Annotated in this window: 5 protein-coding genes; 1 reads left to right on the top strand and 4 read right to left on the bottom strand. The window is 49.2% G+C overall.

Annotated features, from left to right (window positions below; translation table 11 throughout):
- Positions 1-113: 113 nt before the first annotated feature.
- Genes VFG09_13755 through VFG09_13745 form a run of 3 tightly spaced genes read right to left on the bottom strand, consistent with a single transcriptional unit; the run spans position 114 to position 1,802 of the window.
- Positions 114-1,148, bottom strand: coding sequence for an NAD-dependent epimerase (locus VFG09_13755; GenBank protein ID HET6516221.1), 1,035 nt, complete (start codon positions 1,146-1,148; stop codon positions 114-116).
- Between the two features lie 38 nt (positions 1,149-1,186).
- Positions 1,187-1,579 (bottom strand): PIN domain-containing protein, encoded by a 393-nt coding sequence (locus tag VFG09_13750; GenBank protein HET6516220.1) that lies wholly within the window; start codon positions 1,577-1,579, stop codon positions 1,187-1,189.
- Positions 1,560-1,802 (bottom strand): type II toxin-antitoxin system VapB family antitoxin, encoded by a 243-nt coding sequence (locus VFG09_13745; protein ID HET6516219.1) that lies wholly within the window; start codon positions 1,800-1,802, stop codon positions 1,560-1,562. Before VFG09_13745 ends, VFG09_13750 begins: the two co-directional genes overlap by 20 nt.
- Before the next feature lie 179 nt (positions 1,803-1,981).
- Here VFG09_13745 and VFG09_13740 point away from each other — a divergent pair, with 179 nt between their 5' ends.
- A complete protein-coding gene (locus VFG09_13740) occupies positions 1,982-2,674 on the top strand; it encodes a Crp/Fnr family transcriptional regulator (GenBank protein ID HET6516218.1) in 693 nt (230 codons plus the stop codon).
- A 14-nt stretch (positions 2,675-2,688) separates the two neighbouring features.
- On the opposite strand, the gene VFG09_13735 is transcribed toward VFG09_13740, so the two are convergent.
- Positions 2,689-2,970, bottom strand: a 282-nt coding sequence (locus VFG09_13735; GenBank protein HET6516217.1) for a hypothetical protein, incomplete at its 5' end; no start/stop codon positions are given.

The raw sequence follows: 2,970 nt of genomic DNA, 5'->3' as shown, positions 1-2,970 counted from the left end.
TTAACGATCCAGCGAGTCTGAAGAGCTCTTGTTGAGAGGCAGGAAATTGTATCCCGTGGTTACACGAAAAGATATTTTTTGTTTCCAAAGGATACAAGAGGATGAAATGTAGGCTACCGGGGATTATAGTACTGTCTGTACCATTCGACAAATTTCATGATCCCATCCTGGACACTTGTCGACGGTCTGAATCCGACATCCTTGATCAGGTCATCGATGTCGGCATAGGTCGCAGGCACATCGCCGGCCTGTATAGGCAGGAGATTCTTTTCAGCCTTTTTCCCGAGGCAGTCTTCAAGGGCTTCGATGAATTTCATGAGTTCGACGGGATTATTGTTGCCGATGTTGTAAAGCTTATAAGGCGCGTAGCTGGTCGCAGAATCGGGTTTGCTGCCGCTCCAGTTGGGGTTGGGTTGAGGCACCTTATCCATCACCCTCGTGACGCCCTCAACGATATCATCGATATAGGTGAAGTCCCTTTGCATCTTGCCGTAATTGAAGACGTCGATCGGCCTTCCCTCCAGGATGGCTTTCGTAAAGAGAAAGAGAGCCATATCGGGTCTTCCCCAGGGACCATAGACAGTGAAAAACCTGAGGCCTGTGCAGGGGATGCTGTAAAGGCTCGAGTAGGTGTGGGCCATAAGCTCGTTCGCCTTCTTGGTAGCTGCGTAAAGCGATACGGGATGGTCCACATTATGGTGGACCGAAAAAGGCATGTTCGTATTGGCGCCGTAGACAGAGCTTGAAGAGGCAAAGACGAGGTGTTTGACGCTATTATGCCGGCAGCCCTCGAGGATATTGAGGAAGCCGCTGATGTTGCTGTCGATATAGGAATAGGGATTTACTAAGGAGTACCTCACGCCTGCCTGGGCAGCGAGATTCACCACGATATCAAAGTTTCTTTCAGAAAAAAGGCTGCTCATCCCCTTCTTGTCAGCAAGGTCCATCTTTGCAAATGTGAAGCCCGGCAGTCCCTCGAGCTGTTTCAATCTGTTCAGCTTCAGGTTCACATCGTAGTAATCGTTGAGGTTGTCGAGCCCAACGACTTCATCACCCTTCCCGAGCAATCTCTTCGAGAGATGGAATCCGATAAATCCGGCGGCGCCGGTCACTAACACTCTTCCTGGTTTCCTCTCTTCAATATTCAAGGATGCTCCTTTTCAGCAAGTGGTTCTGTCCAGCCATACTAATGGTACCGTCTTAATCCAGGAATGCTTGCGAAATGATCGTCCAGGGTGAGAACCTCAAGGCTGTGTTCCAATGCCGCTGCGCCTATGACAAGATCAGACATCGGCAGGGTAACGCCCTTCCTCCGAAGTCCGGCAGAGATTCTTCCAGCTCTTACCCATGCCTGAGCAGTTATGTCTCTGTACTGGAGTGCTGATAACCTGTCTGATAGGTGCGATGCCTCTTCATCAGATTTCGCACCCTGGACAAGCTCGTACCAAATGACCCCGCAGATACACGCCCGCCCCGTTTCGATGAGCTTCGCGACGGTATCAGCGGTCCTGGGGGTTCCCCGAAAGAATTCCACCCAGGCGCTCGTATCGATCAAGACATTACACTCGTCTCTTTTCAAGAAGCATTTCCCTTTTGCGTTGGGTTTTCAGTTCCTTCTCTTCATCGGCTTCCCAATCGAAAGCAAGAGAAACCCTGCCTTTAAGAGCAAGAAGATCTCGTGATTTCTTCTGCCTTACGTATTCCTCCATGGCGACGATGATCGCCCTGCTCTTTGACTTTTCTCCCGACAGCTTCTGCACCGCCTTGACAAGGTCATCCGGTACGCTCAGTGTTGCACGCATGACATGCACCTCTCTCTTGTAGTATCATTATATGCTATTCTCTTGTGATCTTGCAACGCATAATCTGCTGAGAGGAGGCGAAGGAGCAAAGAAACAGAATAGACGTCGATCATGGAGACACGATATACTACTCCTAGGTGATGTGTGACGGATCGCCGCATATGAAAGAGAGCAGACCCATGAAGGAAGACGAGAGAATTGAATTCCTGAAGAAGATCATCCTCTTCACCTCATTGACGGATGAGGAACTGCAGAAGATCATGAAGAAGGTCGTCGTAAGGAGATTTAAGAAGAATCAAACCATTCTCTATGGAGAAGATACCAATGAATTCATGTATATAATCCTCGACGGAAAAGTAAAGGCCGTTCAGACGACGGAAGACGGGAAGGAAATAATTCTTGCCATGCACCGGTCAGGCGACTTCTTTGGAGAACTTTCCCTCATTGACGGCAAGACCGTTCCTGCCTCGGTAATGGCGATCGACGATTCCGTCATAGCCCTTGTTTCGAGGAAAGATTTTTTCTCTCTCCTCTACGATCACGGCAGGGTGGTCGACAATTTCCTCCATATCTTGTGTTCCCGGCTGAGGGAATCGTGGGACAAGATACAGATCCTGAGTCTTAATAACGCCTCCCAAAGATTGAAGATGCTTTTTTTGTCACTCTCCAATGAGTACGGAAAAAAAACCGACGACGGTGTAACCCTGAGTCTTAAGCTCACTCATCAGGAGATTGCGAACATGGCAGGGTTAACCCGCGAGACCGTCACGAGGATCATCGATAAATGGCTTAGAGACGGAAAGGTCAGGATACTCAAATCAAGACATATCCTCTTCAGCAATGACTTCCTGCAAAAAGTCTCAGAACTTTGAGTCCTGGACCCGATCTATCTGTCATCGGGCACATGTACGTAGAGGACAGCATCTCCAGGAAATGGAGGGGCAAAAGATGTGCTCCTGTCTTGCGGGAAGATAGACGAGCCTGTCGAGACGATAGTTCCTTTATCTGGATTGAACCATTCGTACCTGTATGCCCCTGCTTTAAGATACAGATGAAAAGGCGTGTCGGATTCCGTCTGATAAACGAGATATTCCCTGCCGGGATCGGCGAGACAGTACGTCGTTGAAGAGAGTTCGTCCCTCGGAGTCATGGCAGCGAGGTTCATTTT

This window comes from Thermodesulfovibrionales bacterium, assembly GCA_035686305.1.
Classification (GTDB): domain Bacteria; phylum Nitrospirota; class Thermodesulfovibrionia; order Thermodesulfovibrionales; family UBA9159; genus DASRZP01.
This window is presented reverse-complemented; position numbering and strand designations above follow the sequence as displayed.